This is a genomic window from Motilibacter deserti (assembly GCF_011250635.1).
Lineage (GTDB): Bacteria > Actinomycetota > Actinomycetes > Motilibacterales > Motilibacteraceae > Motilibacter_A > Motilibacter_A deserti.
In genome coordinates this window covers 250222-276549 of record NZ_JAANNP010000003.1, presented here as the reverse complement: position 1 = coordinate 276549, position 26328 = coordinate 250222, and the positions used below count along the sequence as shown (strand labels likewise).

The window sequence follows — 26328 nt, the reverse complement described above, 5'->3', positions numbered from 1 at the left end:
CGGCGCTCGCGCCGTCGGCGGCGGAAGCTCGTCAGCCGAGCAGCGACGCGACCGCGCGCAGCGCGAGCCGGTAGGAGTCGAGCCCGAAGCCGGCGACCGTGCCCGTCGCGACCCCGGCCACGACGCTCGTGTGCCGGAACGCCTCGCGGCGGGCGGGGTTGGTGATGTGCACCTCGACGAGCGGCGCGCGCCCGTCGAGCTGGGCGCAGGCGTCGCGCAGCGCGTAGGAGTAGTGCGTGAACGCGGCCGGGTTGAGCACGACCGGCGTCGCGCTGTCGGCGGCGGCGTGCAGCCAGTGCACCAGCTCGGCCTCGTCGTCGGTCTGCCGCACGTCGGCGGAGAGGCCGACCTCGGCTGCCGCCTGCTCGCACGCCGCGGTCAGGTCGGCGAACGTCTCCGACCCGTAGACCTCGGGCTCGCGGCTGCCCAGCCGGCCGAGGTTGGGCCCGTTCAGCACCAGGACGGTCCTCACGGCGTGACCTCGGCGTACGCCGCCGCCAGCAGCGCGGGGTCCGGCCCCTCGAGCCGGGAGGGCTTGGCGACGTCGTCGAGCACGATGAAGCGGAGCAGGTCGCCGCGCGACTTCTTGTCGACCTTCATCGTCTCGAGCAGCTTCGGCCACGCGGCGGTGCCCGCGGCGTACTGCGTGGGGAGCCCGAGCGTGGTGAGGATCGCCCGGTGGCGGTCCACGACGGCGTCGTCGAGCCGGCCGGCGAGCCGGGCGAGCTCGGCGGCGAACATCATCCCGATCGCCACGGCGGACCCGTGCCGCCACTGGTAGCGCTCGACCTTCTCGATCGCGTGGCCAAGAGTGTGCCCGTAGTTCAAAAACTCGCGTTCGCCGGACTCGCGCAGGTCCGCCGTCACGACCTTCGCCTTCACCGCGATCGCCCGCTCGACCAGCTCGCGGGCGTGCTGCCCGGTCGGTGACGCCGCGCCCTCGGGGTCGGCCTCGATGAGCTCGAGGATGCGCGGGTCGGCGATGAAGCCGGCCTTGACGACCTCCGCGAGGCCGGCGACGTAGTCGTTCACCGGCAGAGTCTCGAGCGTCGCCATGTCGCAGAGGACGCCCGCGGGCGGGTGGAAGGCGCCGACGAGGTTCTTGCCCTCGGCCGTGTTGATGCCGGTCTTGCCGCCCACGGCCGCGTCGACCATCGCCAGCAGCGTGGTCGGCACGTGCACGACGCGCACCCCGCGCAGCCAGGTCGCCGCCACGAACCCGGCGAGGTCGGTGGTGGCGCCGCCTCCGACGCTGACCACCGCGTCCGTCCTCGTGAAGCTCGCCTGCCCGAGCACCGACCAGCAGAACGCCGCGACCTCAGCCGTCTTCGCGTCCTCGCCGTCTGGCGTGTCGAGCACGAAGGCCTCGAGCCCTGCGGCCGCGAGGTCCTCGCGCACGGCGTCCGCCGTGGCGGCCAGCGCGTGCGGGTGGATCACGGCGACCCGGCGCACGCGGTCGCCGAGCAGGCCGCGCAGCTCCCCGAGGAGCCCGCGTCCCACGACGACGTCGTACGGCGCCTCGCCCCCGACGTGGATGCGGGTGGGCCCGCTCATTGCGCGTCCGCCAGCCGGGCCGCGATCTCGTCCGCGACGTGGGCGGGAGCGCGCTTGTCGGTCGGCACCGTCATGGTGGCCACCTCCTCGTAGAAGCCCTTGCGCTGCTCGAGCAGCCGCTGCCACTGCTGGCGCGGGTTGCCGAGCAGGAGCGGGCGGGCCTGGTTGAACCCCACGCGGGCCGCGGCGTCCTCGATGCCGACCACGAGCAGGACGACGGGTGCGGGGGACGCGACGAGGGCCGCGCGGGTGCCGGCGTCGAGCACTGCTCCCCCGCCCAGCGCGAGGACCCCGTCGAACTCCGTGAGGGCGGCCGCGACCGCGGCCCGCTCGAGCTCACGGAAGTGCGCTTCACCCTTCTCGATGAAGAGGTCCGCGACCGTCATGCCGGCCACGGCCTCGACGTCGGAGTCGGTGTCGCGGAAGGGCACCTCGAGCCGGCGGGCGAGCAACTGCCCCACAGTGGTCTTGCCTGCACCGGGCGGGCCGACGACGACAGCACGCGGGCTCATGAAAGCGAGTGCACCCGTCGAGCCGTCAACGGATGCCCAGCCCGTCGAGGTAGGCGGTGGCGTTGCGCCGGGTCTCGCCGACGGAGTCGCCCCCGAACTTCTCCAGCACGGCGTCGGCGAGGACGAGCGCGACCATGGCCTCGGCCACCACGCCCGCGGCCGGCACGGCGCAGACGTCGCTGCGCTGGTGGTGGGCCTTGGTCGCCTCGCCGGTGGCGACGTCGACGGTGTCCAGCGCGCGCGGCACGGTGGCGATCGGCTTCATGGCGGCCCGCACGCGCAGGACCTCACCGGTCGACATGCCCCCCTCGGTGCCGCCCGAGCGCCCGCTGCGGCGCCGGATGCGGCCGTCCTGGCCCGTCTCGATCTCGTCGTGCGCCTTCGACCCGGGCGTCGCAGCGAGGGCGAAGCCGTCGCCGACCTCCACGCCCTTGATCGCCTGGATGCCCATGAGCGCGCCGGCGAGCCGGGCGTCGAGGCGGCGGTCCCAGTGGACGTGGCTGCCGAGGCCGGGCGGCAGCCCGAGGACCGCGACCTCCACGACGCCGCCGAGCGTGTCGCCGTCCTTGTGCGCCCGGTCGATCTCCTCGACCATCGCGGCGCTGGCCGCGGGGTCGAAGCAGCGGACCGGGTCGGCGTCGACCGCCGCCAGGTCGTCCGGGCCCGGCACGACGCCGTCCGGGGCGACCGCGCCGCCGATGCGCACGACGTGGCTGACCACCGTCGCGTCGACGGTCTGGGCGAGGAACGCCTTCGCGACGCGGCCGAGCGCGACCCGGGCCGCGGTCTCGCGGGCCGACGCGCGCTCCAGGATCGGGCGGGCGTCCTCGAAGCCGTACTTCTGCATGCCGACCAGGTCGGCGTGACCGGGGCGGGGCCGGGTCAGCGGCGCGTTGCGGGCCAGCCCCGCGAGCACCTCCGGGTCCACCGGGTCGGCGGACATGACCTGCTCCCACTTGGGCCACTCGGTGTTGCCGACGCGCACGGCGACCGGCCCGCCCTGCGTGACCCCGTGGCGCACGCCGCCGAGCAGCTCGACCTCGTCCTGCTCGAAGGACATGCGAGCGCCGCGGCCGTAGCCGAGCCGGCGCCGGGCCAGGTCATCGGCGAGGTCGCGCGTCGTGACGCGCACCCCCGCGGGAAGCCCTTCGAGGACGGCGAGCAGGGCGGGGCCGTGGGACTCCCCGGCGGTGATCCAGCGCAGCACGGACCGAATCCTCGCACAGCGCGAGGGGCCCGCCCCACGCAAGCGCCGGCCGTCACCCCAGCTTCGCCGCGACCGTCTCGCCCTCGCAGAGGTCCTTCTTGGTGCTGGCGTACGCGATGGTGCCGCAGCTGCCGCCCTCGAGCCGCTCGAGGGTGAAGTCCGTGGCGAAGGCTGCGCCGGGGACGGCGACGTAGGTCTTGCCGGCCACGAGGAACGTCGCGGCCGCGTTGTCCGCCGCCACGGCCACGAGCTTGACGGTGACCGCGGTCGCGGAGGGGCTCGGCGACGGCGTGGTGGCGGGGGCCCCCGTGCCGTCCGGGGACGCGCTCGGCGCCGCGGTGGCGGCCGGGGACGGCACCGGCGAGACGGCGGCGGTCGGGGCCGCGGTCGGAGTCTGCGTCGCGGTCGGGGTGGGCGAGACCGCGGCGACAACCGGCACGAACGGGTTGCGCAGGGCGCTGCCGCCGGCGGTCCGGCCGCTGGTGACGGGGACCTCGGCCGGCTGGGCGTCTCCGCTCGGCGTCGGGGTCGCGGAGGCCACGGCGACCGGGACGTCGAAGGCCGTCTCCAGGTCGGAGTCGTCACCGGTCGTCGCCGACCAGGCGACCGCGGCGACGGCGACCACGAGGGCGCCGCCGCCGGCGACGAGGAAGCCGGGCCGCACCTGCGGCTGGGCGCCGGTGCCTGCACTGCGGGGCATCGAGATGTCCTTCGCTTGCTGGGGCCGGCTCAGCTGGCCGGCGCGGTGGAGGTTCCGGAAGCGCCCGCGGGGGCCGTCGAGCCCGTCACGGCGGCACCCGGCTGGGCGTCGGTCGCGGTCGCGCCGGCCGCTGCCCGGACGAAGACCGAGCCCTGGATCTGGGCCTGCACGGTGCCCGCGGGCACGTCCTCGCCGCTGGCGCTCGCGTCGGCGAGGGAGACCGTCGTCACGAGGAACGCCCGCCCCATCGTCTCCAGCTTGGAGAGCAGGGCGGCCACCTCGAAGTAGTCACCGGTGACGGAAAGGCCGACCGAGACGCTCTGCAGACCGGAGTCCGCGCTCGCGTCCGCAGCGGCGACGGACACGGGCGCCGCCGGCGTGATGCTCACGACGTCGACGCCGGAGGACTTGGCCAGGGCCGAGACACGCCGCACCAGCGCGGGAAGCCCGACCGTGTCCGGCACCTTGCTGCCGATCTCGTCGAGCGCGCGCTGGGCGGCAGGCAGCTCGGCCGCGAGCTTCTTCAGCTCGGCGAGCTGGGTGTGCAGCTGCGCGTTCTGAGCCGTCTGCGCCGTGGCCTCGTCCCGCAGGCCGGACGCCTCGGCGCGCTTCGGGCCCACGAGCAGGAGCCACCCGGCCGCGAGCAGGAGCAGGCCGACAACGACCGTGCCCGCCGTCCACTTGTGGGTGCGGGTCATGTCAGCTTCCCGTCGAGTCGTAGCGGTGGGACAGCGCCTCGGAGGTCACGGTCACCGTCGAGGAGAAGGTGACGACCGTCCGTCCGAGCTGAGGATCGAGGGCAGACGTCGAGTTCGTGAAGAAGGGATCGCTGAACCCGGGCTCGGTGGCCAGGGCGTCGAGCCACCCCGCAACGGCGTTCTGGCTCGTGGCCTTGCCGCTGAACACGATGGAGGCGACGCCCTGCCCGGCCGCGTCCGACGCGCCGGCGCCGGCCCCCGCCTGGACTACGGAGACGTCGGTGAGCCAGACGCCGTTCGGCATCAGCAGGGCGATGTCGCGCAGGTACTGCGACCACCGCACGTCCTGGCCCATCGCCGCGGCGAGCAGCGCCTTCTCCGACTTCAGCTTCGCCTGCACGGCCGGGGCGTCGGCGTACGCCTGCTGCTCGGTCTGCAGCCGCGCGCCCTCGGCCGTGGCCACGGCCAGGTCCTGCCGGGCGTCCGAAACGGAGCCGGCGGTCACGCCGTACGCGGCGATGACGAGCGCGGCGACGACCCCGAGGCCGGCACCGAGGCCGGCCTGCACCTTGCGGAAGCGCTGGCGCTCGACGATCTCCGGGGGTAGCAGGTTGACCCGCGGCAGCGCAGCGGCGAGCGCCGGCGAGACGGCCGCCTCGGTGGGCAGGGACAGGAGCGGGGTCGTCATCACGCAGCTCCGAGAGCGAGGCCGACGGGGACGGTCGACGAGGCCGCGAGCCGGTCGAGGCTGCCGTCGCTGGGAAGGTGCTTGCCGAGCCGGAGCCGCGGGAGCGGCGTCACTGCGTGGACCGGCAGCCGGGTCACGTCGGAGAGCCGCGCCGCGAGGCCCGCGAGGCGGGCCCCGCCACCGCTCAGCAGCAGGTGCGCGATCGGCGCCGAGCCGGTGGACGCGACGTAGTAGTCGAACGACCCGCGGATCTCCGCGACGAGCGCTCCCGTCGCGTCCTCCAGGGCCTGCCGCGCCTGGGCCTGCTCCGCCGTTGCCTCGGCGAAGGCGTCATGCCCGGCGAGGTCCTGCTTGAGCTGCTCGGCCTGCCCGAAGGGCACGCCGAGCCGGTCGGCGACCGCCTCGGTGAGGTGCTGCCCGCCCATGGCGAGGATGCGGACGAAGCGCGGCACCCCTGCCCGGTGAACGAGCACGTTGGTGACGCGGGCGCCGATCTCGACGATCGCCTCCACCGGCGCCTCAGCAGGTGCGTCGTCGGTGGCGACGGAGCCGACCGACCGCAGGACCGCGAACGGTGTGAGGTCCACCGAGGCCGGGACGAGCTTGGCCTGCTGGACGGCCTCGAGCAGGCTGTCGACCATCTGCCGCGAGGCGGCGACGAGCAGGCCGCGCAGGACGCGGGCGCCGGAGGGCGTCTCCACCTCCTCGAGCGGGTGGAAGTCGAGCACGGCCTGGTCGACCGGCATCGGGACGAGGTCCTGGACGTGGAACGCGAGCGAGCCCTTGAGCTCCTCCACCGGCATCCACGGCACCTCGACCTGACGGACGACGACGCGGGAGTTGGCCACGCCCAGGGCGACCCGCTTGCTGGAGAAGTGCGCGCTGCTCCAGAGCTGGCGCAGCGCGGCTGCGACAGCGGCCGGGTCGACGACCTCCCCGTCACGGACGGCGCCGGGCGGGAGGGGGACCTCGCCGAGGCGCTCGAGGGTCGCCCGACCCTTGCTGAACGACATTTCTGCCGCCCGCACGCCGGAGGTCCCGATGTCGAGACCGATGGCTCCAGCCACGTCGCTTCCTTCCCCGGCCGGACCTGGCCGCGCTGCGCACGGAAGTGCACTCGAGAAGAACCTTCGGCGCGGCGGGCGGTCCCTTGAGCGCTCGGCGGGCGCGGGATCGGGTGGTGTGCGCCGCTCAGGCGCCGATGGCCTCGAGGTAGGCCCCGGCCAGCCCGCTGCCGGCGAGGACGCCGATGAGCGCCCCGAGGAGCATGAAGGGGCCGTACGGAAGGGCCGTCTTGCGCGTCGCCTGGCGGCCGGCGAGGAGCACGACGCCCACCACTCCCCCGAGCAGGAAGCCAAGGAACGCCCCCGCGGCCAGCGGCCCCCAGCCGAGCCAGCCGAGGTAGAGGCCGAGCACGCCGGCGAGCTTGACGTCACCGAAGCCCATCCCGGCCGGGTAGGCGAAGGCCAGGGCGAAGTAGCCGCCGTAGAGGATCGCCATCCCCAGCAGGGCGCGCCCGTAGTCCGGCCAGCGGCCGTCGACGAGAGCCGGGACGGCCAGGAGCACGAGGGCAACGACGTACGACGGCAGCACGATCGCGTTGGGCAGCCGCTTCACGTCGAGGTCGATGAGGGCGAGCGCGACGCCGACGGCGCCCAGGTAGAGGAAGGCCGGCAGCTCCCAGGAGGCGCCGAGCCGCGCCCCCAGGACGACGAACACGACGGCCGTGAGCGCCTCGACGAGCGGGTAGCGCGCGCTGATCGGAGCCGCACAGTCGCGGCACCGGCCACGCAGGAGCAGCCAGCTCAGGACCGGGACGTTGTCGCGCGTCCGCACGGCTGCGCCGCACGACGGGCAGTGCGAGGCCGGGGTGACGACGCTCTCGCCGCGCGGCACGCGCCAGACGACGACGTTGAGGAACGAGCCGACGGCGAGGCCGGCCACGGCGAGCAGCAGGAGCAATGCCATAGCCCGGGGCTAGCCTTCCGAGACGAGAGTCGGGTCCCACGAGGTGGCCTCGGGACGCGAGTAGTACGGCGGCGGCTGGTTGGCCAGACGAGCGTCGTAGGAGTAGTTCTTGAGGTAGCCGCTCGCCCCGCCGCCGGTGCCCACCGCCCCGCGGAACTTCTGGACGATGACGCCGCGGACGTTCAGCTTGGTGGCGTCGTTCGCCGACGTGGACATTCCGGCGCCGGCGCTCCAGTTCTCCACGGAGAAGCTGCGGTTGAGCGCGGTGACGGCGGCGTCGATGTAGTGCACGCTGTTGGCCGACGTGAGCATGTTCGATCCGCCGTCGACCGGGTGGTAGACCCACACGAAGCTGTTGGCGACGAGGCCGATGACGTCCGTGCCCGTGATCCCGGAGTCGTACTTCAGGTCACCCGTGACGACGATGTCGTTGGCGGCGGCCACCGTCACCTGGCCCGCGACCGTGCCCTGCACGAAGACGTCTCCCTGGGTGCACGAGTAGTCGTTCGTCTGCACGCCGGTGTCCATGCCCGCCGGCCTCGCCCAGGCATTGGTGCAGCCTGTGCTGCCGGAGGCGTCGACGTAGACCACCGACGGGATCGGGTAGGTCTGCGCGGTGTTCGCGCTGGCGGCGTTGAAGCACCCGGCCTTGGTCGTTCTCGTGTTCGGGCTGTAGACGCTCATCGTCGTGCGGTTGAAGACGACGGTCGTCTCCCCCGTGTAGACACAGCCGTCCGTGCCCGCGGACTGGCGCAGCTTCTCGTTGGTTCCGGGCAGCTCGATGTCCGGGGCGTAGTACGGCGAGAACGCCGGCCGACCGGCGTACTGCGTCAGCGGCGCGCTGTTGCCGTACCAAAGCCGCGACGTGGAGGAAGGAGCCGGCGAAGCCGTGCTGCTCCACCCGGTCTCCACGATGCGGTTGAGGAAGGCGACCGTGCCGCCGATCTTGAGCGCGTCGTTGCTGTGCAGCGGCCCGTCGACGACGTCCCCCGTCGTCCACTCCGGTTCACCCGAGGCGCACAGCCCCGTGATCGTGCGCTGGTCGTAGGACACGACGTTGTTGACGAGGTAGTACGGGGTGTACCGCTCGCCGCTCGTCAGGGTCGTCTGCACGCCGCTGGTGTAGCGGACGTTGGCGCGGCCGATCTGGCTGGAGCCTCGCGGTGTGAAGTAGCGTGCGGCGCAGAGCTCCTCCACCATCCTCGGGTCCGCCCGGTAGGACGTCCGGTTGGTGGAGGGCGCGCCGTCGACGACAGCCGAGGCCGAGTTCTTGTAGGCGCCCGGGTACAGCGCCTCGTACTGCGTGTTCCACAGGTAGTTGAGCAGCGGGTTGCGCCGGTACTCGACGGTCAGCGTGTGCGAGCGCCCGCCCGAGCCGGACGCGCTGGTGCCGGTGACCTGCAGCCGGATGATGCCGTTCTTGGTCGTGTCCGCCGTGGAGCTCAGCAGGCGATACTTGAAGTAGCCACCGGACGTGCCGGTGCCCGGCACGGGCGCGCCGAGGAACGTCTTCGAGGACATTTGTGCTGCGGTCGCAAGAGCGGCGTTCGTCGTCTTCGCGATCTCGTCGTCACGGTAGTAGTTCGAGTTGACGTTCAACCGCGACGTGAACTCGTCGACCCCCGCCTGCGCGGCGGCCACCGCCGACAGGTCGCTCTGGTTCCTGCGCTCCGGGCCCAGGTCGTTGACCACGACGACCATCGCTGCGGACAGGAGCAGGAAGAGCACGACCATCGAGACGGTGACGGTCACCAGGGTGAAGCCGGAGTCGTCGGCGCGGCGGGCACGCGACAGCAGGCGCGGACGCACAGGAGTTCCTCCTCGACGGCTCATGACAGCTTCAGCAGGTTGGGCAGGGTCAGCCGGGTCTGCGCCCGGGCGGGCGTGACGCCCGCGGGCTTGGCCGGCTGGAGGGAGAGGTCGATGGCGACGCTGGCGATGCTCGGCCGGGCCGCGTCGGCCACGGCGCCCGTCGCGTCGGGCGTCACGGCGACGAACTCTTTCATTGCCAGCACGTTCTGCGCGTAGTAGGTGAAGATCGGTCGCCGCGTCCCCGTCGAGTCCGGAGGGTTGACGGTCCCGCGGGCGAGACAGGTGGTCGTGCGGCCACTGGTCCAGGAATACGGCGCCGCCGCCTCCGTCGGCGCGGTCTCCGCCTGCATCAGGCAGCCGGTGCCGGAGTCGACCCAGTACTCCACCTTCACTGGCCGGGGCTTGTCCCATCGCGTGGGACGGTTCGAGGGCTTGGAAAGGCTGGCGTAGAAGACCACCTTGTCCGGCCCGGCGTACGTGAATGCCGGCGTGGCCCCGCCGTCCGGCGACACGGCGACCCGGAGCCGCGCGGTCATGTATCCGAGCGCGATGCGTACGTCCGAGGTCGCGGAGGACCGCGCGGTGGCCTTCCCCACGGACCCCTGAACCGCGATGCTCAGGGCTGTCACTCCGGACAGCACGATCCCGCCGACGAACATCGCGACGACGAGCTCGGCAAGGGTAATGCCGGAATCGCCGTTCGGTCGACGTCGCCGGAGCAGTTGGAGGAGGGTCATGGCAGGACCACCGGGTTCCCGACCGTCGAAGCGGTCGGGAACTGCCGTGGCGCGACGACCACCTGCGCGGTCGACGTAGGGGGTGCGCTCGTCGCGGTGGTGACGACGCGCCACGTCGTGGTGCCCGCCGGCAGGGCGATCCGGTAGGTGCCCGGAGTCGACGCGTCCTCGGTGAGGGCCCACTGCTCGCTCGCGCATCCGGTCCCTGTGTTCTGCAGCCATACGCGGTTGGCGCCTGTGACGCCCGGAGGACGCACGAGCAGATCGACGAGCTGCAGGGTGGCCGGGGTCGTCGCCCCCTCGTTCACCCGCTGCAGCCCCGTGGTGGCACTGGTGGCCGGGGCACCCGGCGTGCAGGTCCCGGCCCAGGCTGTGTAGCGATCCGGGAAGAGCGCGGTCGCGACCCGAGGCCGTGCCTGGACCGTCGGGTCAGCCGACGATCCCCAAGACACGCAGCTGATCGGCGGCGTCGGCGCGTTCGTGCAGTCGGGGAAGGAACGAACGGGCGACGTCGTCCAGATAGTGCTCTGCATCGTGAGGCCGAGGGAGGACGGCACCGGGAAGCCGTTGGCCGAGCGCAGGGTGACGGCGAGCGACCCGCTCGGGGCGTACGTGTCCACCGTCATGCGGCCGACCTCGCCCCTCGCAGCGCTCACCCCGGACGAGCCCGCGGTCCACGTCGCCTGCCCGTCACGATTGACGTAGCCGGACTTGGACACCGACGGGTAGTAGGACGTGTCCGCCGCGACACCGGTGAAGACGGCGCATCCGTCGAGCCCCGTCAGCCGGCTCAGCCCGTTCCCGAGGGTCACCAGCGCGTCGGACACAAGCGTTCCCGCGGGTGTCCGCACCAGTACGGCGATCGTCGCCTTCGTGGCGTCCAGCGCGTCGGCACCGAGGCCGACCGCCTCGAGCGTCTCCATGCGTACCGGCTTCTCCGACCGCATGCCGGGCCACGTCACTTCGACGGTGACCAGCTTGTAGGCGAGGGTGGAGCTTGACGACGTGCAGAGCGAGCCGGACGCTCCGGAGGAGACGAAGTTCGCGTTCTGCCGCACGGTGTATGTCGTCCCGTTGACGGTCGAGCTGCTGGTGACCAGTCCGTCGGGGATGTCAACCGCCTTGCTCGCCCGGACCGCCTCGATCTGCTGCGAGGCCAGACTCGACGCGACGGAACGGTTGTCGTTCGCCTTGGTCACGGCCAGGATCCCGATCAGGAGCGACGCGGTGATCGAGGCGAGCAGCGCAAAGATCACGAGCGACAGCACGGCCTCGACGAGGGTGAACCCGTCGTCACGCCGCAGCCGGGAGAGCACGCGCGACATCCCTTCGTCCGTGGTCACGAGATGTGTGTCGGTCGGATCCGCGGCGGCTTGAGGGCCGCGGAACGCGAAGAAGGGGTGGCCGCCGAAGCGGCCACCCCTCCTGCGAGCGGTGACGATTAGTTGACGCCGGTGCAGGTCGTGAGCTTCTTCAGGCCCTGCGTGCTGCTGTAGGTCCAGATCGCGCTGTCCGAGGTCTTGACAGCGACGCACCAGTTGTCAGCGGCGTCGACGTGCGTTGAGGAGTCGATGACGTTGCCGGAGCTGAGCTTGCCGGTCGTGGTCCACGCCGGGGTCGACGCGCCGGTGCCGGTCTCGGTGGCGGTCCACGAGCCGCTCGAGCCGGTCACGTTGAGCTTGGCCGGGCCGTCCACGAAGTAGGCGGCGACCTCCTTGCTGAGGCTCGTGACGTCGGACTTCGCCGAGGTCTCGCGCGCCTTGCTCTTCTGCGAGAGGAAGACCGGGATCGCGATCGCGGCGAGGATGCCGATGATGATCATGACGACGAGGAGCTCGATGAGCGTGAAGCCCGAGTCCTTCTTCTCCTGCGCGTTGCGGAGACGAGCGAGCATTGGGGTTCCTTCCCAGAGGACCGTGCGTGAGCTGCCCCGCCGGTCCCTCGCGGCACCATGTCGGTGCCGGCCGAGGCGTCAGGGACGCAGCGGGTCGCCGTGACCCCTGACTTGGCTCCCACCTGGGTGGGGCGCCCCTTCTGGCCGGTGCAGCTCGTTGACACAAAGGTCATCGGTTCCGGGGAGGTCGGGTTTAGCCCCTTGGGCCAACAGTTTCGACGGTCCGGTCACGCGGCCACGCGCGCAGCGCGACGTCGAACGAACGCACCAGCGAGTCGAACGAGCGGTCGACGTCCTGCGGCAGGCCGAACCCGCCGGCCTGCTCGAGAGAGACGAAGCCGTGCAGCGCGCTGCGCAGCCCGCGGGTCGCGTCCACGGCGTCGTCGCCGTCCAGGCCGTAGCCCCGCAGCGCCGCGAAGATCGTTCCGACCGCCCGCTCCCCCGCCGCCACGTGGACGGGGTCCTCGGGGTCGGGCGCTCGCTGTGCCGCCGCGTAGCGGCCAGGGTGCCGCCGCGCGTAGGAGCGGTAGGCCACCGCGACGGCGAGGAGCGCGTCCAGCCCGGCTCGGCCGGCGGCGGCGTCGGCCAGCTGCGCCGCGAGCTCTGCGGTCGCGAGCGCGCCCAGCTGCTGACGTACGTCGTCGAGGCCCTTGACGTGCTTGTAGAGGCTGGGAAGGGCGACCCCGAGCCGCTGTGCGAGGAGGGCGAGCGTGAGGCGGTCGAGGCCGGCCTCGTCCGCGAGGACGGCGGCCTCCTCGACCACCCGGCCCGGGGTGAGGCCGGCCCTAGGCACGCGCCGACGCCCTTGCGGCGAGTGCGGCGACCGCCGGGCCGACGAGCTCGGGACGCTCCGCTGCCGGGTAGTGCCCCGCCCCCGGCACCATGAGCAGCTCGCCGTGCAGCGCCTCGGCGACCCAGGCGGCCTCGGCCTCGGGGTCGCGCCAGTCGGGGTCCTTGTCGCCCATGACGACGAGGACCGGCGCCGCCACCTGCCCCAGGCGCGCCTCGGCCGGCGCGTGGCTCGTGCGGGTCGTCGCGGCGAACGCCCGCCAGGCGCCCGGACGGCGCTGGGCGGCGGCGATGCCCCGCAGGTGGTCGGAGAGGTCGGCCGGCGGCCGCGTCGGGTAGAGCTTGCGGTGGTAGGCCCGCCACACGCTGGGGCCCCACGGCCGGAGCAGGGCGAGCCGCAGCGCCAGCCTCGTCAGGTGGCCGGCGGCGGGGTCGCGGACGAACGGGCCGGCCAGGACGAGGCCAGACACGGCTGCCGGCGCCTCCGCCGCAGCCCAGACCGCCGCGCCCGCGCCCATCGAGCTGCCCACCAGGACTGCGGGGCCGCCGAGGTGCTCGACGAGCGCGAGCGCGTCGCCGCCGGCCGCGACGTCGTCGAAGCGGTCGAAGCTCACGTCGCTGTCGCCGTGGCCGCGCAGGTCCATCGTCGCAACCCGGAAGCCCGCCTCGACCAGCTGCGGGACGAGGAACCGGTAGGCCGAGCGCAGGTCGCCCATCCCGGGCAGGCAGACCACGAGTGGGCCGGCCCCCACCACGTCGTACGCGATGCGGCCGGTGCCGCGGTCGAGGTAGCTAGGCGTCATAGCCGAAAAGCTAATGCTCTTAGCTCACCGGGTCAAGCGGCTTCCGAAGCTTGCGGGCCGCCACGGCTCGGCGCACCCGGCCGGTGCCGACGCCGAGGAGGACGAGCAGCGCCAGGACGCCCAGGACGGCGCCCAGGCCCATCGCGTCGAGCGCGTCCGCGAGCGCGCCCTGGACGCGGCCGGCGGCCCGCACCACCGGGTCGCCGTCGAGGTCCCCACCGAGCACGCGCAGCTCGTACCAGCCGTAGTAGGCGACGTAGGCCCCCGACACCAGCGCGACCGCGCCGCCCGCCCGACTGACGAAGGGCGCCGCCGCCCGCATCCGGCGTACGAGCCAGGAGCGGGCTTGCGCGACCGCGACCGCGACGGTGGCGACGACCGCGCCCATGCCGAGGGCGTACGCGAGGAAGAGCGCGACTCCCTCGACGAGGGAGCCGGCCCGCAGGCTGCTCACGACGATCGCGAGGAACGGGCCGACGGTGCAGCCGAGCGAGGCGGCCGCGAACGCGACGCCGAGGCCCACCGTCGCCGGGAACGAGCCGTCCACCCGGAAGCCGCCGCGTGCCCGGACACCGCGCAGGCGCAGGCTGCGGCCGAGCAGCAGCCAGACGCCGAGCAGGGCGCAGGCCGCGCCGAGCGTCACCGTGAGCCAGGGCAGCCGCTGCTGCACCGGCCCGGCCACCGGGCGCAGCGCCAGCCCGAAGACCCCGAAGGCGGCGACGAAGCCGAGCGTCATCGCGGCCGCGAAGCGCAGCGCCTGCCCGGTGGCCGCGGCGCGCGACCGGCCCGGCGCGTCCGCGAGCACCAGCGAGAGGTACGCCGGCAGCAGCGCGAAGCCGCAGGGGTTCAGCGCCGCGAGCATCCCGGCCGCGGCGGCGAGCGCGAGCGGGGCGTCCGTCATGCGAGCCTCTGCCTCAGCCGGCCAGCGCGTCGACGCGGCCGGCGATCTCGTCGGGGTCGAGCGTGCCCCGGAACACCACCTGCCCGTCCGCGTCGAGCATGACGAACGTGCTCTGCTCGACCACCTCGAAGCGCTTCCAGAGCTCGCCCGGCTCGTCGGAGAGGTGGGGGATGGCGGAGATCTTCGCCATCTCCACGAAGGCGGGCATGTTGGCGGCCTTGTCCAGCCCGGCGACCCCGACGAGGTTGACGTCGTCCCCGTGGGCAGTGATCGCCTCGCGGACGCCGGGCGCCTGCATCAGGCAGGTCGGGCACCAGGGCGCCCAGAACCAGAGCACCGTCGGCTTGCCGCGCAGCGAGGCGCCGGAGAAAGCCGCGCCGTCGAGGGTCGTGGCAGCGAAGTCGAGCGCCCCGCCCGGTGCGGCGGCGGGCTGCGAAGTGCTGCCGGGGGCGGGGGTGCGGCCGGCGGCCGGGGCGCTGCTCGCGGCTGAGGTGCCGGCACCCGCCGGCGGGGCCGGGGCCGCCGACGGCTCGGCCGTGCCGCCGCACCCCGCGAGCGCGCTTCCGGCGGCCACGAGCGGGACGAGCCAACGACGTGCCACGGGGTGCCTCCTCGCCTCGGGCCGCGTACGTCCTCGCGACCTCGTGTCCCATTGCGCCCTCTCGGGGAGTCGAGCGGAAGCCGCTTCGGCCTTACGGGTCGGTGACGTCGGGCGGTGCGAGGATGCGCCGGTGGCCGCGTTCGAGCCCTCGGAGCTGTGGGACCCGGCCGTGCGACGCGACCGGCACGCGTTCTACGCACGGGTGCGCGCGCCCGGTGGGCCGGTGCCCCAGATCGACCCGGCGAGCGGGCGTCGCTTCTTGGTGGTCGCTCGGCACGCGGACGTCCGCCAGGGCCTGCTCTCCCCCGGCCTCGGCCACGAGGCGTGGCGCCACGACCCGTGCGGCCCGCCCCCGCCGAGCCCGGACACGCTGACCGAGGCGGAGTGGATCGGCGCCCGCCAGCTCATCTCCGTGGACCCGCCGGACCACACAAGGCTGCGGCGGCTGGTCAGCGGGGCCTTCACGCCACGGATGGTCGCGGGGCTCGAGCCCGCGATCCGCGAGCTCGTCGACCGGCTGCTCGCGGACGTCCGCGCGCGTGGCTCCGCCGACGGTGTACGCGACCTAGCCGACCCGGTGCCGGTCAACGTCATCGCCCAGCTCGTTGGTGTGCCCGAGCGGGACCGGGCGCGCTTCCGGCAGTGCTCGGCCGCGATCGTCTCCGGCGGGCCGGACAACCCGGAGGCGACCGTCGCCCTGGGCCGCTACGTCGACGAGCTGGCGGCTCGGCGACGGGCCGACCCGCAGGACGACCTGCTGTCGGCGCTGGTAGCGCAGGAGACGACGGGTGACGCGCTCGACCGCTCCGAGCTCGTCGCCATGGTCGTCCTGCTGCTGGTGGCCCGCCAGGAGACCACCGTCGACGTCGTCGTCAACGGCCTCGCCGCGCTGCTGCCCCATCCCGAGCAGTGGGAGGCGCTGCGCGCGGACCCTTCCCTCGCGGCGGCGGTCGTCGAGGAGACCGTGAGGTACGACGGGCCCGTCGAGATCGCTCCTCCGCGGCACGCCCTCACCGACGTCGAGCTGGGCGGCGGCGTGATCCCCGCGCTCGACCTCGTCGCGCTGTCGATCCTCGGCGCCGACCACGACCCGGAGGTCTTCGCCGACCCCGAGCGCTTCGACATCTTCCGTCCCCACGTGCGCCACCACATCGGCTTCGGCTCCGGGATCCACTTCTGCCTGGGCGCACCGCTGGCGCGGCTCGAGGCGCGCGTCGTCTTCGAGCAGGTCGCCGAGCAACTGCCCGGGCTCGCTCTACTGGCCGACCCGGCCCCGCTGCGCGAGTCCGGCCCCCGCCTGCGCGAGCTGCCGCTGACGGTGTGACCCGTCAGCCGGGTTCCGGTCCGGTCGCGACGGGGCGGTCGGGCAGCGTCGCGTACTGCGACCACGAGCCGGGGTAGAGCGCCACGTCCTCGTAGCCCGCGACCGCCAGCGCGGCGATCTCGTGCGCGGCGGTCACCCCCGAACCGCAGTAGACGCCGATCGGCCTGCCCGCTGCGGCGCCGAGGGCGGCGAAGCGCTCGGCCAGCTCGGCCGGCGACCGGAAGCGCCCGTCCGCGCCGAGGCTCTCGAGGTACGGCGCGCTGACCGCGCCGGGGATGTGCCCCGGCTTCGGGTCGACCGAGACGACGTCGCCGCGGTAGCGCTCCGCCGCCCGGGCGTCGAGCAGCAGCCCGCCCTCCGTGACGAGCCGCGCGGCCGCGTCGGCGTCGAGTGTCGGCAGCCGGCCCGCGGTGAGCGTCACGTCCCCGCGCTCGGGGACGGGAGCCGGGCCGGCCTCCAGCGGATGCCCGGCCGCCCTCCACGCGGGCAGCCCGCCGTCGAGCAGCCGGACGTCGCCGTGCCCCGCCCAGCGCAGCAGCCACCAGGCCCGGGCCGCGGCGCCGCTGCCGCCGTCGTACGCCACGACCGGCACTCCGGCGCGCAGCCCCCACGAGCGCGCGGCCTCCTGCAGGGCCGACCGTGTCGGCAGCGGGTGCCGGCCCACGCCCTCGCCGGGTGCGGCGGACAGCTCGGTGTCCAGGTCGACGTAGACCGCGCCGGGGACGTGCCCGGCCTCGAACTCCTCGCGCCCGGGCGGGCCGCCGAGTGCCCAGCGCACGTCGAGCAGGCGCACGTCGCCGCGGTGCGACGGAAGGACACGGGCGGCCAGCTCCTCGACCGAGATCAACACGCTCATGCGTGCATCGTCGCACCCTGCGGTACGGCTACCCGCCCGCCGTGACGCGCAGGCCGCCCACCGGCATCACGAGGTGCAGCGGCTGCCGGTCCAGGTCCCGCGCCCCTTCCGCCGCGGTGACCCCGACCCGTGCGGCGAAGCGGGACGGCGTCGGCTCCAGGCGGCCGGTCCCGTCGACGAGGTCTCCCGCGTCCACCTGCGCGGGCGACTCGCCACCGGCGATGCGCAGCTGGACCCAGAGGCGGTCGGACTGGCCGGGCAGCCGCCGCACCTGCGGCGGAGCCTGCACCCAGAAGCCCTCGTCGGCGGGCACGGCGAGCACACGGGCCCCGACGAGGCGGACCTCGGTAGTCGTCGCCCGTGGCTGCGGCGGCGTCGGCGCCGCGAGCACCGGCAGCATCCCGGGAGAGGGCGCAGGAGCGGCCTGCTGCACGGGCTCGGGCGACCGGTCGGCCGCGAAGGCGCCGGCCACGACGGCACCTGCCACCACCGCCGCCACGGTGACGTTGCGCGGCCGGAGCGCCCGGCGGGTGGCCGTCCGCCACCAGGGCGGCGGCCCGTCGACCGACGCGAGCGGGGCGGCCCCCGGGACCAGCCACCCGGCGGGCAGCCGCCGGGCGGAGAGCGGCTCCGCGAGGCGGGCGCAGGCCTCGCACTCGGCGAGATGCGCGACGGCCCGGGTCTCGCGCAGGCGGCGCTGGTCGGACGCGGACAGGGCGACGAGGACGGGACGGCAGCGCGGCGTGGGGAGCCGCACGCGCTGCGCCGCCAGCACGTAGTTGACCCGCAGCTGGGCACGGGTCCGCGCGAGCCGCGCGGCCAGTGCCGTCGGAGAGGTCTCGTCCCCGGCGATCGCCGAGAGCGGCTCCTCCTCCACGTCGTGCCGGAGCAGCGCCTCCTGGTCGCGAAGGGGGAGGCCCGCGAGCGCTTCGGCCAGGATCCGTGCGCGGTCGGCCCGTTCGGCGACGTCGTGGGGGGCGCGTGGCTGCTCGGGCACGGGGATCCGGTCGTACGCCCGACCGGCCGCCGCCACGGCGCGCAGCTGGGAGAGGGCGAGGTTGCGTGCGGTCACGAGCGCGAACGCCGCGACCGACTCCTCACCGAGCCGGTCGCGTGCCGCCCAGGTCCGCGCCAGCGCCTCTTGCACGACGTCGTCGAGGTCGACCTCGGCGCTGCGGTCGCGCAGGTAGCCCAGCAGGAACGCGCGCAGCCGGCCGGACAGCTCGGCGACCCCAGCAGCGCTCCAGGCTTCCTCGGACATGTGTCCTCCCTGCCCGATAGGAGCCCGGGCACACGGAAGCGGTGGCCGGACGTCCGGCCACCGCTCCTCGTGCCTGGCTCAGCGGCGCGTGGTGCCCGCGTCGACGTCGCCCTCGAGCTCGATGCGCTCCTTGCGCACGTCACCGGTGACCGTCTCGTCGACCGTCTCGCTCTCCACGTCGAGCCGCACGCGCTCGACGGGGACGGCCTCGGTCGTGACGACCGGGCGCTCGGCGTGCAGGACGACCTCGTGCTCCTCCTCGCTGATCGCGGGGCCGGAGGTGGCGCGGTCGTAGTTCTCGTCGGTGATCGGCTCGGTCACGAGCGTCGCGCGCTCGGTGGTGACCGGCACCGTGACCGTCTGCTGCTCGGTCTCGACCCACTTGCGCAGCCGGGCGCGGCCCGCGGTGACCGTCTCCTTGCCGGCCCGCAGCCGCTCCTCCGAGCGCGTCATCGCGTCGTCCGTCGTCGGGCCGGAGGTGTCGTGCCCGACTGTGCCCGCCTCGTCGTAGCCCGCCCGGCCCTCGGTCGCGGCGAAGCCTTCGGTGCCGGTGTAGCCCTCGGTGCGCTCGGTGCCGGCGTAGCCCTCGGTGCCGCCGGCGTACCCGGCAGTGCCCGTCTGCTGCACGCCGTAGTAGCGGAACAGCTCGCCCTCCTCGGCCTCGGACAGGTGCCCGCCCTCGGGGTCGACGTTGGGCGCGTCCTTGATCTGGTCCTTCGTGTAGGGCACCCGCACCTCGTCACCCGTGGTGCTCGCCTCGGCGAGCGGGACGAAGGTCTCCTTGGTGCTGAACAGACCGGTGTGCACCGTCAGCCACTCGGGCTGCCCCGTCTGGTCGTCGAGGTAGACCTGGCCGATCTTGCCGATCTTCTCGCCGTCGCTGCCGTACAGCGTCCCGCCGATGACGCCGGAGATGTCGGTCGTTCCGATCATGGGTGTCCGTCCTTCCGTGCTGTGGGGTCTCGTGCCGGAGCGGGCCTCCCGCTCGACGGCTCCCGTCGCGACTGTCCGCGACTCGCGATCTCGTGACGGAGGTGTCGATCCCCGACACGTCAGCGCGAAAAACCGGAAAAACCCGACTGATCTCGCGTCATGGACGCGGGACCAACGCGTTGCCAGCGCAATCGGCTACGCACGGTCCTGCGGAAGTCACTCCGCGACGACGAAGGGCCGGCCCGCACCCGTGCGGGTGCGAGCCGGCCCCGTGGTGGGCGTCCAGGTGAGCTCGTCAGCGCCGGAAGCTGGACACGAGGCGCCCGAGCTCGTCGGTCAGCTCGGCCAGCTCGGCGGCGGTCCGCTGCGCCTGCCCGGCACGCTCGTCGGTCGAGGACGCCGCCGCCGCCACGTCGGCGATGCCGGCCGCGATCTGGGTCGCCGCGTCGCGGGTGCCGGCCATCTGCTGCTGCATGCCGGCCGTCGTCGCCGTCTGCTCCTCGACGGCGCCGGCGATGTTGGTCTGGAAGCTGTCGATCGACGCGATGACCTCGCCCATCCGCGTGATGGCCGCCGTGACCTCGCCGGTCTCCTCCTGGATGGCGCCGACGCGGCGGCTGATGTCGTCCGTCGCGCGGGCGGTCTCGGTCGCCAGCTCCTTCACCTCGTTCGCGACGACCGCGAACCCCTTGCCGGCCTCACCCGCGCGGGCCGCCTCGATGGTCGCGTTGAGCGCGAGGAGCTTGGTCTGCTCGGCGATGGAGGTGATCGCCTTGACCACCTCGTCGATCCGGGCGCTCGAGGTCGCGAGCTTGTCGACCGTCACCGTGGTGCGCTCGACGGTCCGCACCGCGTCGCCCGCGACCGCCGCCGCCTCCGCCGCGTTGCGCGAGATCTCGGTGATCGAGGACGACATCTCCTCGGCCCCCATCGTCAGCTCGTGGACGTTGGCGCTCACGTCGCGAGCGGCGCCCTCGGCCTGCGCCGCGTGCTCGGCCGAACGGTTCGCCGCCCGGCCGAGGTCCTCGGCGATCGTGCCGACTTCAGCGCCGCTCGCCTGCAGCTTCGCCGCGACCCGCGCCACGCCGTCGACGGTGGTGGCGACCTTGGCCACGAAGGCGTTGAAGGCGCGCGCCAGCTGCCCGGCCTCCCCCGGCTCGTCCTCGTCGAGCCGAGCCGTGAGGTCGCCGTCGCCGTCCGAGACCGCGCGCAGCCGCTCGTGGAGCCGCTCGAGCGGGCGCGCCATGCGGGCGCCGACGAGCCCCGCGACGACGGCGGCCACGACGGCGACGAGCAGTGCCGCGACGACGAGCGACAGGATCAGGCCGCGCGTCCCGTCCGCCACGTCCTTGTCCACCGTCGCAAAGTCGCTGTCCTGGGAGTCGACGAGGATCACCCAGTCCCAGGGCTGGTAGTAGCTCACGCGGATGGTGTGGCCGCCCGTCGCTCCGTCGCGGTAGGCCACGGTCGCCAGCTCCCCCGCGTCGAGGGTCGCGCCCGCGGCCACGGCGTCGGCGAGGTACTTCTTCCCGTCGGCGTCCGCGACCGTCAGCGGATCCGTGCCCTCCGGCCAGGTGCTCATCATGACCTTGCCGAGCCGGTCCCCGCTGCCGCCGACGATGGCGACCGTGCCGTGCTCGCCCGCCTTCGCCTGCATGAGGGCCTCCCGCAGCGTGGGGATGCTCTCTTGCTTGGCCCCGACGTACAGCATGCCGACGACGCGGCCGCGCTCGTCCTTCAGCGGCTCGTAGACCGCGACGTAGTAGCTGTCGACGACGAAGGCGATGCCGCGGTAGGTCTTGCCCGCCGTGACGGTCGAGACGACCGCGTTGGGCTTGCCGTCGGCGCCGACGGCCGGGATATAGGTGCCGATCGCGCGCTTGCCGTCCTTGCCCAGGACATTGGTGGCGACGCGGAGCATACCGCCGTCGGGCATGCGCTGGAAGATCGTCGCCGTCCCGCCGACGAGGCGCTTGACCTCGTCGACGACCGGCGTGGCCCGGTCGGCGTCGGTGTTCTGCCCGAGCCAGGTGTCCCCGGCGACCGCGCGCGGCAGCCGGACCCGCTCCTGCTCCTGGGTCACCTGGTTCTTCGCGTCCCAGGTGACCGTGCCCCCGCCGGTGCCGAACCCGCCGGCCCGGCGCAGCACGTCGCTCGCCACCCGCAGGTCGCTGTCGAGCTTGAGGCTGGTCAGGTCGCCCTGGGTCGACACGACGTCGTAGACGCCGTCGGCCACCCGGTCGAGCTGCTGGTCGGTGAGCCCCGCGACCTCGTCGCGGACGTCAGCCCCCATGCCCCCGGCCTGCAGCGCGCCGAATGCGGTCAGCACGACAGACGTCAGTACGGTCCCCCCGACCAGCAGGGCGGTGACCCGGAAGCGGATGCCCCGCCGGGCGCGGGCGCGCAGAGTGCTCATGGCTCGGGTGTCGGGCTTCTAGAGCCGTTGCCTGAAGCACAGGGCACCGCCTTTCACCCACCCGGTCTAATGGACCGGTGCGCATCTCCCGCGGCCCCGCCCTGTCGGCGCTGATCGCCCTGGCCGTCGCGACCGGAGCTCCCGGCGGGGTCTCGGCCGCCGAGCGGCCACCGGCCCCGCTCCCGCTGGACGGGCGGCGCATCGTGCTCGACCCCGGGCACAATGGCGCCAACGCCCGCCACCCCGAGATCATCAACCGGCTGGTGGAAGCCGGGGGCTTCAAGAAGCCGTGCAACACCACGGGGACTTCTACCAACGCCGGCTACGCCGAACATGCGTTCACCTATGACGTGGCCGTGCGCGCGGCGGGCATCCTGCGCGGCCTCGGCGCCACTGTCACGCTGACCCGCCCGGACGACAAGGGCGTGGGCCCATGCGTGGACCGCCGCGCCCGGATCGCCAACTCCCGCCGGGCCGAGGTCGTGGTCTCGATCCACGCCGACGGGGCATCCGCACGGGCCCGGGGCTTCCATGTGATCGAGCCCGCGCTCGCCCCGGACAAGGGCAACCGCAGGATCCTCACCTCCTCCGACGGCCTGGCCCGCGCGCTGCGCGCGTCGTTCTCCTCGGTCACCGGGCTGCCCCGCGCCACCTACCCGGGGGGCATCAGGGAGCCGGGCCTGGCCCGCCGTTCCGACCTTGCCGGGCTCAACCTCGCCCGTCAGCCCGCAGCGATGATCGAGTGCGGCAACATGCGCAACTCCACCGATGCGCGATTCCTGAGCTCAGGTTCAGGTCGTGGCAAGGTCGCGCGGGCAGTGGCCGAGGGCGTGCTGGCGTACCTCGGCGCGGAGCGCTAGCGAGACCCATGGCGGGAGGCTCCGCACCGTCCTGGTGGGGAGCCTCTCGCCGTCGGCCGGCGACCGTGCCATGTCAAGCCGAGCAGACCAGGCGCAGCCGCCCTCCACGGTGCTCATGGCGCTGGGCTACGTCGTCGGGCACAGCTCGTTGCGGACGTCGACCACTCCGGGAGTGCTTCTCACGGCCTCGCTCACGGCCTGCTTGCCGCTCCACGACCCGATGGTCCCCGAGACGACGACCAGCCCGTCCCGGACGTCCACCTCGAGGTCAGCAGGCACGCCGTCGACGGCTGCCCGGACCTTGTCCACCACGTCCGCCTTGAGGTCGGCGTCCGGGAGCGAGCCGATCAACGGCTGAGCCAGCACGGCGTACTCCAACGCCGGGTCCTCGTCGGACCAGGGGGTCAGGGACACGGTTCCTCCTCCTGCTTCTCCCGCGGCGACGGTGAGCGCGCCACAGGCGCTCGAAGCCTGCCTTGCCGCGCGGGGGCTCGGCTACTCGATCATTTCGATGACGATGTCTTGACGGCTCTGTTGCGAGGCGCAGACCCCATGGCGGCGTTGCCTCGCCGGCCACGATGCTGCCGACGCCCGTGCGGAGGACGTGGTGGCTCCGGGCGCCTGGTCGCAGGGCGACGTTCCTGTTGCGGCCGCCCCCCGGCGTGCACCGTCGCCCTCCCTGAGGCTGTCACGGAATCGACCGAGCCTCGCACGTCCGATCGCAACACACGGTGGACACGCTGAGCCGCAGGAGACCGGGGACCCCGACCGGCGCGACCCGTCCTGGAGGCCGAGTGTTCAAATTCTGGTCCTGGTACATGAGCGGGCTCGAGAGCGCGCTGAATGCCGAACACGGCAACGTGGCGCGCGACGGTGCAAGCAGCGATGAGGGCCACAGTCGCACGGCGTCGGCGGACGAGTCCCTTCGCCGTTCCGCGCTGCAATCACTCGCGGCCGACCGCCGCCTCCGTGGCTGCGACATCTCCCTCCAGGCCCTGACCGGGGTCGTCGTGCTCGAAGGAGAAGTGCCCGACGCCGAGACCGCCCGGGCGGCGGGGCTCGCGGCTTGGCGTGCCACGGGGGTCCGTGACGTGTGCAACTGCTTGCAGCCGCGTACGCGGAAGAGCGTCCGGCCGTCCTGAGGCGGTCCGGCGCTGCGACGAGCTCGATCCGCTCCTCCGGCCCGGCCTGCCGGGCGACGCCAGCCCCTATCGCTGCAACACGGACCGAAGGTCCTGGACCTGCTGGGCAGGTACCGGGCTCCAATGGGTGTTCGACGTGCGGGACGAGGCTGCGTCCGGCGGGAGGCCGAGCCGGCAGCGGCCGTAGTGAGGCTTCCCGGTGGCGCTCCTCAGCCCGCGTCGCGAGCCTCCGCGCCGGCCTCCTCGGCGCTCATGGGCTGCCCGGCCGGCATCGGGGGCGACTCCGGTCCGGGAACGGTGTCGGCGAGCTGCAGGCGGGCGTACCGGACGGCAACAGCCACTGCCCCGACGAGCGGGACCGCCAGGAACGCGCCCACCACGCCCCGCAGCGTGCCGCCGGCGGTGACGGCGAGGATGACCACGGCCGGGTGCAGGTCGAGCGAGCGGCCGACGAGGACCGGCTGCAGGACGTTGCCCTCGAGCTGCTGCACGACCAGCACGATCCCGACGACGATCAGGGCGGTCACCAACCCGTCGGACACCAGCGCCACGAGTGCCGCGAGGGCACCGGTCACGACCGCCCCGACGATCGGGATGAACGCGCCGAAGAAGACCAGGACGGCCAGCGGCAGGGCGAGGGGCACGCCCAGCACGACGAGCCCGAGTCCGATGAAGACTGCGTCGACGAGGCCGACCGCGGCTTGCGCCCGGACGAACCCCGAGAGCATCGTCCAGACCCGGCCGCACAGCTCGGCGACGTGCGGCCCGGCGCGCGGGCCGGACAGGCCCGCGAGCCAGGGGACGAACCGGGGGCCGTCCTTGAGGTAGAAGAAGCACAGGACGACCGCAAGGAACGCCGTGAGCAAGGCCGACCCGGCGGCCGCGGCGCCCGACAGCACGCGCGCCGCCACGGTCTGCGCGTTCGCCTGCAACCGTCCCACCACGTCACTGACCGCGCCGCCGAGCTGCTCGTCGTCCAGGTTCAGCGGCGGGCCTTCGAGGTAGCCCTGCACCTGCTCCAACCCGCCGGTGACCGAGTCGGCGAGCTCCTGGGTCTCGTCGACGACCCGAGGCGCGAGCGCGGCGCCCAGCCCGACGAGCACGACGACGGCCGCCAGCAGGACCCCGAGCGCAGCCAGCGCGGGAGGCACGGAATGCCGGCGCAGCACATTCGTCGCAGGCCACAGGACCGCGGCGAGGAAGAGCCCGAGCAGCGCCGGGAGCAGGACCATCCACAGCACCCCGAGCGCCCAGGCCAGCACCGCCAGCCCTGCCGCGATGACCAGCAGCCGCAGGCTCCACAGCGCGACCCGCCCCAAAGCCACGGCGAGCACCGTGTCCCGGCGCGCTGCGGAGGGCTCACTCACGGGGGCTGCCCACCCGCTGGGCGAGCAATGCGGCCTCACCCGCCTGCCCGCTCACCGCACCACCCCCGACACACCCTCGAGGGCGGAGCGGTCGCCGGCCTTGCTCGCCGGGATGACGCTGAGCGTCCCGTCGCTCTCCAGGACGACCGCCGCGACGCTCGACAGGTCGCCGGAACCGGAGGCGCGCACCGCCTGGCGCACCTCGTCCAGCGTCACCCGCTGCGCGCGCAGCGCGGCCTGCAACGGAGCACCGTCCAGGAGCAGCAGCGTGGGACGCGCCGTGACGACCGGGCGGCCACCGGGAAGCCGCACCGTCGTCCACGCCACCAGGAACTGCAGGGCCGCGAGCAAGGCGAGCGCCACAGCGCCCTCGGCCCACGACACGTCCGCGTTGAGCAGGATCGTCGCGAGCGTGGAACCGAGGGCCACCGTCACGATCAGGTCGAACGCGTTCAGCTTGGCCAGTGTCCGCTTGCCCGACGCCCGCAGAACCAGCACGACGGTGGCGTACGCCGCAGCGCCCACCGCCAGCACTCGCCCCAGATCGGACCACGTGTCGAACCACATGCTGCATCCGCCTCCCGCTCGGCACCTGGCGCGGGCGTACCCGCCAAGACCCCGAAGGACCGCCGAGCCCGGATTCGTCACGAACCCGACACGTCGCCGAGCGCCATCCCGGCCTGAAGAGGTTCAGGTCGACTTCGTGTCGCCTGTGACCTTCGGGCGTTGACTCGTGCGCCTGGGCACCACCGCGCAGCAGCTCTGGCAGGACTGGACCGCTCAGTGCGACCACGACGGCGAGTGGGACGACGCCGTCCGCCGGTCACTCGTTGGGCTCGAGGCGCTGGCCCACGCCCCCACCGGTGGCATCGTCGCGGCGGCCACGACCTCGCTTCCCGAGCAGCTGGGCGGGCCGCACAACTGGGAATACCGCCTCTGCTGGCTGCGCGACGCCACGTTCACCCTGCAAGCGTTGCTCGGCACGGGCTACATCGACCAGGCCAAGGCGTGGCGCGAGTGGCTGCTGCGGGCGGTCGCCGGAGACCCGCCTGGGCCGCACGCGCGAGGCCCGAGGCCTCTTCGATCGGCTGCTCGGCCTGCTCAGCGACCTCGGCCTGCTCAGCGAGGAGTACGACACCGGGGTGGGCGGCAGGTCGGCAACACCCGCAGGCCTTCAGCCACGTCGGGCTGGTCGACGCTGCGCGGCACCTGAGCGGGACCGGGGACGCCAAGCAGGTCGGTCCGGCTGACTGTCCCTGCACTGCCTCGACAGCCCGTTGACCGCCCCTTGGCCCGGCCGCTCCG

General features: G+C 73.7%; 27 protein-coding genes and 1 pseudogene. 4 read left to right on the top strand and 24 right to left on the bottom strand.

Annotation, left to right across the window (positions count from 1 at the left end):
- Window positions 1–31: 31 nt before the first annotated feature.
- From aroQ to G9H71_RS23625, 17 genes are all read right to left on the bottom strand, one after another.
- Window positions 32–472: a type II 3-dehydroquinate dehydratase gene (gene aroQ / locus G9H71_RS09515; RefSeq protein ID WP_166281064.1), complete on the bottom strand. Its 441-nt coding sequence runs from the start codon at window positions 470–472 to the stop codon at window positions 32–34.
- Window positions 469–1554 carry a 3-dehydroquinate synthase gene (gene aroB / locus G9H71_RS09510; RefSeq protein WP_166281062.1) on the bottom strand — a complete coding sequence of 362 codons (1086 nt, stop codon included), beginning with the start codon at window positions 1552–1554 and terminating at the stop codon, window positions 469–471. Before aroB ends, aroQ begins: the two co-directional genes overlap by 4 nt.
- Window positions 1551–2066: a shikimate kinase gene (locus G9H71_RS09505; protein WP_166281060.1), complete on the bottom strand. Its 516-nt coding sequence runs from the start codon at window positions 2064–2066 to the stop codon at window positions 1551–1553. Before G9H71_RS09505 ends, aroB begins: the two co-directional genes overlap by 4 nt.
- A gap of 25 nt (window positions 2067–2091) precedes the next feature.
- The gene (gene aroC, locus G9H71_RS09500) at window positions 2092–3282 is read right to left on the bottom strand and encodes a chorismate synthase (protein ID WP_166281237.1); all 1191 of its coding nucleotides are present in this window, start codon (window positions 3280–3282) and stop codon (window positions 2092–2094) included.
- Between the two features lie 43 nt (window positions 3283–3325).
- Window positions 3326–3973, bottom strand: coding sequence for a hypothetical protein (locus G9H71_RS09495; protein ID WP_166281058.1), 648 nt, complete (start codon window positions 3971–3973; stop codon window positions 3326–3328).
- Window positions 3974–4002: 29 nt separating this feature from the next.
- Window positions 4003–4671, bottom strand: a complete 669-nt coding sequence (gene pilO / locus G9H71_RS09490) for a type 4a pilus biogenesis protein PilO (protein ID WP_166281056.1) — start codon at window positions 4669–4671, stop codon at window positions 4003–4005.
- A gap of 1 nt (window position 4672) precedes the next feature.
- On the bottom strand, window positions 4673–5359 hold the full coding sequence (locus G9H71_RS09485; RefSeq protein ID WP_166281054.1) for a PilN domain-containing protein: 687 nt from the start codon (window positions 5357–5359) through the stop codon (window positions 4673–4675).
- Entirely contained in the window at window positions 5359–6426 is a 1068-nt protein-coding gene (pilM, locus tag G9H71_RS09480; protein ID WP_166281052.1) for a type IV pilus assembly protein PilM, read from the bottom strand. Before pilM ends, G9H71_RS09485 begins: the two co-directional genes overlap by 1 nt.
- A gap of 124 nt (window positions 6427–6550) precedes the next feature.
- A complete protein-coding gene (locus G9H71_RS09475; protein ID WP_166281050.1) occupies window positions 6551–7327 on the bottom strand; it encodes a prepilin peptidase in 777 nt (258 codons plus the stop codon).
- Between the two features lie 9 nt (window positions 7328–7336).
- A complete protein-coding gene (locus tag G9H71_RS09470; protein WP_166281048.1) occupies window positions 7337–9136 on the bottom strand; it encodes a type II secretion system protein in 1800 nt (599 codons plus the stop codon).
- Window positions 9137–9156: 20 nt separating this feature from the next.
- Window positions 9157–9876: a PilW family protein gene (locus G9H71_RS09465; protein ID WP_166281046.1), complete on the bottom strand. Its 720-nt coding sequence runs from the start codon at window positions 9874–9876 to the stop codon at window positions 9157–9159.
- Window positions 9873–11219, bottom strand: a complete 1347-nt coding sequence (locus G9H71_RS09460) for a prepilin-type N-terminal cleavage/methylation domain-containing protein (protein ID WP_166281044.1) — start codon at window positions 11217–11219, stop codon at window positions 9873–9875. Before G9H71_RS09460 ends, G9H71_RS09465 begins: the two co-directional genes overlap by 4 nt.
- Window positions 11220–11317: 98 nt before the next feature.
- Window positions 11318–11770: a type II secretion system protein gene (locus G9H71_RS09455; protein ID WP_166281042.1), complete on the bottom strand. Its 453-nt coding sequence runs from the start codon at window positions 11768–11770 to the stop codon at window positions 11318–11320.
- Window positions 11771–11963: 193 nt separating this feature from the next.
- On the bottom strand, window positions 11964–12563 hold the full coding sequence (locus G9H71_RS25015; protein ID WP_166281041.1) for a TetR/AcrR family transcriptional regulator: 600 nt from the start codon (window positions 12561–12563) through the stop codon (window positions 11964–11966).
- Window positions 12556–13362: an alpha/beta fold hydrolase gene (locus G9H71_RS09445; RefSeq protein WP_166281040.1), complete on the bottom strand. Its 807-nt coding sequence runs from the start codon at window positions 13360–13362 to the stop codon at window positions 12556–12558. The genes G9H71_RS25015 and G9H71_RS09445 overlap by 8 nt, the downstream gene beginning before the upstream one ends.
- Window positions 13363–13381: 19 nt before the next feature.
- Entirely contained in the window at window positions 13382–14263 is an 882-nt protein-coding gene (locus G9H71_RS09440) for a cytochrome c biogenesis CcdA family protein (protein WP_166281039.1), read from the bottom strand.
- A 13-nt stretch (window positions 14264–14276) separates the two neighbouring features.
- Window positions 14277–14864 carry a TlpA family protein disulfide reductase gene (locus G9H71_RS23625; RefSeq protein ID WP_166281038.1) on the bottom strand — a complete coding sequence of 196 codons (588 nt, stop codon included), beginning with the start codon at window positions 14862–14864 and terminating at the stop codon, window positions 14277–14279.
- Between the two features lie 130 nt (window positions 14865–14994).
- On the opposite strand from G9H71_RS23625, the gene G9H71_RS09430 reads away from it, so the two are divergent.
- Window positions 14995–16188, top strand: coding sequence for a cytochrome P450 (locus G9H71_RS09430; protein ID WP_166281037.1), 1194 nt, complete (start codon window positions 14995–14997; stop codon window positions 16186–16188).
- Between the two features lie 4 nt (window positions 16189–16192).
- Here the strand turns inward: G9H71_RS09430 and G9H71_RS09425 are convergent, their stop codons facing one another.
- The 4 genes from G9H71_RS09425 to G9H71_RS09410 form a co-directional block, all read right to left on the bottom strand.
- Window positions 16193–17044 carry a sulfurtransferase gene (locus G9H71_RS09425; RefSeq protein ID WP_166281036.1) on the bottom strand — a complete coding sequence of 284 codons (852 nt, stop codon included), beginning with the start codon at window positions 17042–17044 and terminating at the stop codon, window positions 16193–16195.
- Window positions 17045–17072: 28 nt separating this feature from the next.
- The gene (locus tag G9H71_RS09420) at window positions 17073–18305 is read right to left on the bottom strand and encodes an RNA polymerase sigma factor (RefSeq protein ID WP_166281035.1); all 1233 of its coding nucleotides are present in this window, start codon (window positions 18303–18305) and stop codon (window positions 17073–17075) included.
- 78 nt (window positions 18306–18383) lie between these two features.
- Window positions 18384–19238, bottom strand: a complete 855-nt coding sequence (locus G9H71_RS09415) for a DUF2382 domain-containing protein (protein ID WP_166281034.1) — start codon at window positions 19236–19238, stop codon at window positions 18384–18386.
- Window positions 19239–19533: 295 nt separating this feature from the next.
- The gene (locus G9H71_RS09410) at window positions 19534–21654 is read right to left on the bottom strand and encodes a methyl-accepting chemotaxis protein (RefSeq protein ID WP_166281033.1); all 2121 of its coding nucleotides are present in this window, start codon (window positions 21652–21654) and stop codon (window positions 19534–19536) included.
- Window positions 21655–21731: 77 nt separating this feature from the next.
- On the opposite strand from G9H71_RS09410, the gene G9H71_RS09405 reads away from it, so the two are divergent.
- A complete protein-coding gene (locus G9H71_RS09405; RefSeq protein WP_331272871.1) occupies window positions 21732–22514 on the top strand; it encodes an N-acetylmuramoyl-L-alanine amidase in 783 nt (260 codons plus the stop codon).
- A 126-nt stretch (window positions 22515–22640) separates the two neighbouring features.
- Here the strand turns inward: G9H71_RS09405 and G9H71_RS09400 are convergent, their stop codons facing one another.
- Window positions 22641–22928: a BON domain-containing protein gene (locus G9H71_RS09400; protein WP_166281032.1), complete on the bottom strand. Its 288-nt coding sequence runs from the start codon at window positions 22926–22928 to the stop codon at window positions 22641–22643.
- A 404-nt stretch (window positions 22929–23332) separates the two neighbouring features.
- On the opposite strand from G9H71_RS09400, the gene G9H71_RS09395 reads away from it, so the two are divergent.
- Complete coding sequence (locus G9H71_RS09395) at window positions 23333–23656, top strand: BON domain-containing protein (protein ID WP_166281031.1); 324 nt, start codon at window positions 23333–23335, stop codon at window positions 23654–23656.
- Window positions 23657–23865: 209 nt separating this feature from the next.
- Here G9H71_RS09395 and G9H71_RS09390 read toward each other — a convergent pair whose 3' ends face one another.
- Together G9H71_RS09390 and G9H71_RS09385 are read right to left on the bottom strand one after the other, a co-directional pair.
- A complete protein-coding gene (locus G9H71_RS09390; RefSeq protein ID WP_166281030.1) occupies window positions 23866–25023 on the bottom strand; it encodes an AI-2E family transporter in 1158 nt (385 codons plus the stop codon).
- Between the two features lie 51 nt (window positions 25024–25074).
- Complete coding sequence (locus tag G9H71_RS09385; RefSeq protein WP_166281029.1) at window positions 25075–25590, bottom strand: DUF421 domain-containing protein; 516 nt, start codon at window positions 25588–25590, stop codon at window positions 25075–25077.
- 196 nt (window positions 25591–25786) lie between these two features.
- Between G9H71_RS09385 and G9H71_RS25495 the strand changes: the two are divergent.
- Window positions 25787–26071: pseudogene (locus tag G9H71_RS25495) on the top strand (glycoside hydrolase family 15 protein); the annotation flags it as partial.
- Window positions 26072–26328 lie beyond the last annotated feature (257 nt).